The organism is Dietzia sp. (assembly GCF_036741115.1).
In the GTDB taxonomy this organism is placed as follows: domain Bacteria; phylum Actinomycetota; class Actinomycetes; order Mycobacteriales; family Mycobacteriaceae; genus Dietzia.
The window spans coordinates 1-5310 of record NZ_DAINST010000121.1 but is presented as its reverse complement, the minus strand read 5'-3'; the positions used below and the strand labels follow the sequence as shown (position 1 = coordinate 5310).

Below are 5310 nucleotides of genomic sequence, written 5' to 3'. Positions count from 1 at the left end.
TCGCCATGGTGGTCTTGCCCGAGCCCGTGCTGCCGACCACGGCGACCACGTGCCCCGACGGGACGTCGAGGTCGATCCCGTGGAGCACCGGGGCATTGCCCGGATAGGCGAAGCGCACCGCGTCGAGCGCGAGTATGCCAAGTCCCGGACTGGCTTCGGGCTTGGCTTCGGGATCTGATTCGGGCGCGGTTTCGGGAACGGGAAGCAGGATGACGCCGACCATCCGGGTCAGCGATGCGCCCGCGGACATCACCTGGTCGAAGAGCCCGACCAGCGCTCCGATGGGATTGAAGAGGCGGTGGAAGACGAGCGCAGCGGTGGTCACGGCGCCGGCGGTGAGCTGACCGGACCCCACGAGCACGAAGCCCGCGACGATGATGAGCGAGAGCACGACCGCTTCGGCCCGGTTGTTCCTGCCGATCGCCCTGGTGAGGAAACGGAACACGCCGATCGAGAGGTCGCGCGCGTGGCGCGAGGACTCGTGGATCCGCCTGAGCTCGGCGTCCTGACGCCGGTACGCGCGCAGGGTCGCGCGGCCCTCGAGCCCGCCGAGTAGGCGCCCGGCCCGTCGGCCTATCGCGGCCCGCTCCGCCGTGTAGCGCGGCTCCGCGCGCGGGAGGTACCAGGCGAGGGTCAGCCAGTACATCGGGATCGCCACGAGGCCCACGAGGCCGAGGCGCAAGTCGAGGGCGGCGAGACCCACCGCCGAGATCGCCACGACGAACAGCGATTCGACGAAGCTCGGCAGGATCTGCGAGGCGGATTCGCCGATCTTGCGGGAATCGTCGGCTACTCTCGAGACGAGGTCGCCGGTTCCCGCGCGCTCGATCTCCGCCGACTCGATCTGGAGCGCGCGTGCCATGACGTCCTCACGGAGATCTGCGATCGCGGGCTCGACCACGCGAGCGAGCGCAAGCCGGCCAACCCACGTTGCCGCAAAGAGCACGATCGCGGCGACGGCCACGACGGCCGCGCCCTCCCACACGACATCCGTAGAGGAGCCGGCGCGGACGTCGCTGATGTCACCGAGGTCACCGAGGTCGCCGAGTTCGTCCACGAGTTGGCCGATCACCCACGGTCCCGCGAGCCCCGCCATCGCCGCGACGATGCCGGCCACGACGACCACGGCCACCCACCCCGCTCTCCGGCGCAGCGGAGCCCCTAGGTAGCCGAACGCCTCGCGGTAACCGGCGACGGGCAGAGTGATCCCAGTCATCCCACTCCCGTACCTGCCCTCGAGATCTCCTGCGGGCCCGCTCATCTGCTCACCGCCTCTCGGTATCGTGCGGACCGCTCGGCGAGCTCGACATGAGTGCCCATGACGGCGGGCGCCGCCTCCCGCACAAAGACCACGGCATCGGCTGCGGAGAGATAGGCGGGCGATGTGGTCACCACGAGCGTGCAGCGGCCCCGGCGGAGCTCCGTGATGGAGTCGGCGACGGCCGCCTCCGTGACGGCATCGACGGCCGTGCTCGGATCATGGAGGACGAGGACTTCGGGATCGGCGTGGAGCGCCCTGGCCAGCGCGATCCGCTGTCGCTGCCCGCCGGAGAGGTTGCGGCCGAGGTCGTCGATTCGATGCTCGAGGCCGTCGGGGACGAGCTCGACGAGTTCGCGCGCGGCGGAAGCATCGATCGCCTCCTTCGCGACCGCGGCCGACTCGTCGTGGTCGAGGGCGATGTTCGAGCGAATGGTTCCCTCGAAGAGATCGACGTGATGCGGGGCGGCAATGCTCGATACCCCGTCACACGCCGCGGCGAGGGCGGCGACCACGGTATCCGCCGTGGCGGGTCGCTCCGCGACCACGGCCGTGAGCGTTCCGGAGGCGGCGTGGAAATCGAGGGAGGAGCCGTCATCCAGCGCCAGGCCCTCGACGTAGACCGCTCCCCCTTCGACGCGCGCGGGCCCAGGAGCCGGGGCGCGGAATGTCGCATCGCCGGCGCAGTCGCCGGCATCCGCGTTCCGGGCCCCGTCGAGGTACGCGGCGATGCGGTCGGCGGCGCCGCGCGAGCGGGCCAACGCGCCGACGACCTGCGCGATGGTCTGCATGGGTTCGGTGAAGAACGCGGCGACGCCGAGGACTGCGACGAACGTGCCGATGCCCATGCTGCCTTCCGCGACGCGGAGTCCGGCGGTGAGGACCACGGCGGCGAGGACGAGCATCATGGTTAGCGCGCCGAGCCCCTCGAGGACGCCGGTGCGAGAACCCGTGGCGACGCCTGCGTCGGCGGCTGTGCGCGAGAGGCGCCGGTAGCGCGTTGCCGCCCAGCGCTCTCCGCCGATCGATTTGAGCACGCCGAGACCGTGCATGAGGTCCGAGGCGCCCGAGCCGGCGGCCCCGATCGCCTCTTGTTGCACCGCCGAGCGGCGCGTGATCGCGCGGCTCGGAAGGGCGACGACCGCGAGCGAGAGCGAAACACCGATCGCCACCACGAGCCCGGTGAGCGGGTCGGCGGCCAGCAGGTATGCGGCCGCGGCGGCGAGTCCGATGATCCCGGCGCCGCCGCGCCCAATGTGGAAGAAGACCTCGGAGGCGACGTCGGCATCGGCGGAGGCGAGGGAGAGCACCTCGCCTGCCGCGCGGTCGTCGCGGCTCGAGTGGAGCCCCGACTCGGCGACCTCGACGCGCAGGGCATGGGCCTCTTGCTCGCGAACACGCTGGAAGCAGCGCGCGCCGAAGCGGTAGCTGTAGCTGAGCATCACGAACAGGGCGAGGATGCCGAGCACCGAGACGGCGAGCGCGACGATATCGAGAGGGATCACGGCGTGGTCGATCGCGAGGCCGATCGCCACGGGGACGAGCGTCTCGCAGATCTGCCAGCACGAGAGGAGCAGGAGGCCGAGGGCGAGCGTGCCTCGGTGGCGCCCCACGCTCCTGCGGAGGAGCCGGATGCCGGCGCGGCTCCCGTGAGCGGCGCGGCCTCCGGAACCGTCGGGCATGGAGCTGCCCGGCTAGATCGTCGTGGGCTCTGCGGGGAGCTCCGGAGCGACGCGGGTGCGCTCGTACTCGGCGAGGATGTCGATACGGCGCTGGTGGCGCGGCTCCTCGGACCAGACCTGCGTGACAAACGCATCGGCGATGGCGAGGATCTCTTCGCTGGAGTGCATGCGGCCGCCGATGCCGAGGAGCTGGGCGTTGTTGTGCTCGCGGGCGAGCTTCGCCGTCTCGGTGGACCAGGCCAGCGCGCAGCGCGCGCCGGGGACCTTGTTCGCGGCGATCTGCTCGCCGTTGCCGGAGCCGCCGAGGACGAAGCCGAGGCTGCCCGGGTCCGCGACGACGCGCTCCGCGGCGGCGATGCAGAACGCCGGGTAGTCATCGACGGCGTCGTACTCGTGGGCGCCGCAATCGACCACCTCGTGGCCCTGCTCGGCGAGGTGCTTGGCGATGAGGTTCTTGGCTTCGAATCCGGCGTGGTCCGCCCCGAGGTAGATGCGCATGGTCACCGATTCTGCCACGCGCCCTCCCGGGCCTCTAGTCGAACTGCGGCGACTCCGTGCGCGAGCGCTTGAGCTCGAAGAAGTACGGGTACTTGGCTGCGGCAATGACTCCGTCGAACAGGTCGAGCGCCTCCTGCCCGCGCGGGATGCGCGTGATCACGGGACCGAAGAACGCGGAATCGCCGACGTGGAGGGTAGGGGTGCCGACCTCGTCGCCCACTGGATCCATCCCCTCGTGGTGCGACTTGCGCAGGGCCTCGTCGTATTCGGTGGACCCGGCCGCCTCGGCGAGCTCCGGCTCGAGGTCGTTCTCTGCGAGGGACTCGGCGATGACGTTCGCGATGTCATCGCGGCGTCCGCCGTCATGGATGCGCTTGCCCATAGACGTGTAGAGCGGGCCGAGAACCTCCTCGCCGTGCTTCTGCGCCGCGGCGATGCACACGCGCACCGGGCCCCATGCGTCGGCGAGCATGGCGCGGTAGTCGTCGGGGATGTCCTTGTCCTCGTTGAGCACCGCGAGGCTCATGACCCGCCAGCGCACCTCTACATCGCGCTGCGCCTGGACCTCGTGGATCCAGCGCGAGGTGACCCACGCGAACGGGCAGAACGGATCGAAGTAGAAGTCGACTGTGGTCTCGCTCATGGTTGCTCCCTCGTGACTGAACTCGTTATGGATCGGATGTCTACGCACCAGCATGCGCCGCCGATCCGCCGCGTGCCATCGGAGGGTAGAACGTAGGCAGAAGAGCAGTAGGAAAGTCGACTCACTGCAGTACGGAAAACGACCCCACAGAACCCCAGGAGGCCCGATGACATCCGTGAACCTCACCCGCGACGAGGCGGCACACCGCTCCGCGCAGATAGAGGTCGAGCACTACGACATCGCCCTGGACCTCTCCGGGGTGCTCGAGCCGCCGGCCGAGGGACCGCACATGTTCGGCGTGCGCACCGCGATCCGCCTCCGGGCGCTGGGCGACAGCGTCTCGACGTTTGTCGACATGCGCAACGCGCACAACGTCTCCGCGACGCTCGACGGGGACCCGATCGACACCTCGGGCTACACCTCGGAGGGCGGCCTGCCCCTCACCGACCTGCGCGGGGAGGCCGAGCTGGTCGTGACGGCGGACCTCGAGTACACGACGACGGGCGAGGGCCTCCACCGCATGGTCGATCCCGTCGACGGCGAGGTCTACCTGTACACCCAGTTTGAGACCGCCGACGCGAAGCGGGTGTTCCCCTGCTTCGACCAGCCGGACCTCAAGGCGACGTACTCCGTGGAGGTCACGGCGCCGGCACACTGGGAAGTCGTGTCCAACGGCGCAACGGAATCGGTCGAACCCGGCACGTCGGCCGGTGCCGCGGGCGCCACCGATACCCGCGTCCATACTTTTGTCGAGACCGAGAAGATGTCGACGTACCTCGTGGCTCTCATCGCGGGTCCGTACCACTCGGTCTCCGACGAATTCGTCGACGGCGACGTGCGCATCCCGCTGCGTCTCCTGTGCCGCGGCTCGCTCGCCGAGTTCCTCGACGCCGAACGCCTCTTCACCGAGACGAAGCAGGGCTTCGCCTTCTACCACGAGAACTTCGGAACCCCGTACCCGTTCGGCAAGTACGACCAGATCTTCGTGCCCGAATACAACATGGGCGCGATGGAGAACGCCGGCGCGGTGACCTTCCTCGAGGACTACGTCTTCCGCTCCCGCGTGACCGGCTACCGCTACGAGCGGCGCAACGAGACGATCCTCCACGAGATGGCACACATGTGGTTCGGCGACCTCGTGACTATGCGCTGGTGGGACGATCTCTGGCTCAACGAGTCCTTCGCCACCTACGCCTCCGTCCTCGCCCAGACCTCGGCCTCCGAGTACA

Annotated in this window: 5 protein-coding genes; 1 reads left to right on the top strand and 4 read right to left on the bottom strand. The window is 69.5% G+C overall.

Features of this window, described 5'->3' with window-relative positions; genetic code table 11:
- The 4 genes from V7E05_RS13460 to V7E05_RS13445 form a co-directional block, all read right to left on the bottom strand.
- On the bottom strand, window positions 1–1216 hold a 1216-nt coding region (locus tag V7E05_RS13460), incomplete at its 3' end, for an ABC transporter ATP-binding protein (RefSeq protein WP_333620150.1).
- 41 nt (window positions 1217–1257) lie between these two features.
- On the bottom strand, window positions 1258–2940 hold the full coding sequence (locus V7E05_RS13455; RefSeq protein WP_333620149.1) for an ABC transporter ATP-binding protein: 1683 nt from the start codon (window positions 2938–2940) through the stop codon (window positions 1258–1260).
- A gap of 12 nt (window positions 2941–2952) precedes the next feature.
- Window positions 2953–3438, bottom strand: coding sequence for a ribose-5-phosphate isomerase (locus V7E05_RS13450; protein WP_333620151.1), 486 nt, complete (start codon window positions 3436–3438; stop codon window positions 2953–2955).
- A 34-nt stretch (window positions 3439–3472) separates the two neighbouring features.
- On the bottom strand, window positions 3473–4081 hold the full coding sequence (locus tag V7E05_RS13445) for a mycothiol-dependent nitroreductase Rv2466c family protein (RefSeq protein WP_333620148.1): 609 nt from the start codon (window positions 4079–4081) through the stop codon (window positions 3473–3475).
- A gap of 166 nt (window positions 4082–4247) precedes the next feature.
- On the opposite strand from V7E05_RS13445, the gene V7E05_RS13440 reads away from it, so the two are divergent.
- A partial coding sequence (locus V7E05_RS13440; protein WP_333620147.1) for a M1 family metallopeptidase occupies window positions 4248–5310 on the top strand: 1063 nt, incomplete at its 3' end.

Bases quoted from the DNA above. Each gene is read 5' to 3' on its own strand.
- V7E05_RS13455 (WP_333620149.1), bottom strand. From the start codon at position 2,940: ATGCCCGACGGTTCCGGAGGCCGCGCCGCTCACGGGAGCCGCGCCGGC.
- V7E05_RS13445 (WP_333620148.1), bottom strand. From the start codon at position 4,081: ATGAGCGAGACCACAGTCGACTTCTACTTCGATCCGTTCTGCCCGTTC.
- V7E05_RS13450 (WP_333620151.1), bottom strand. From the start codon at position 3,438: ATGCGCATCTACCTCGGGGCGGACCACGCCGGATTCGAAGCCAAGAAC.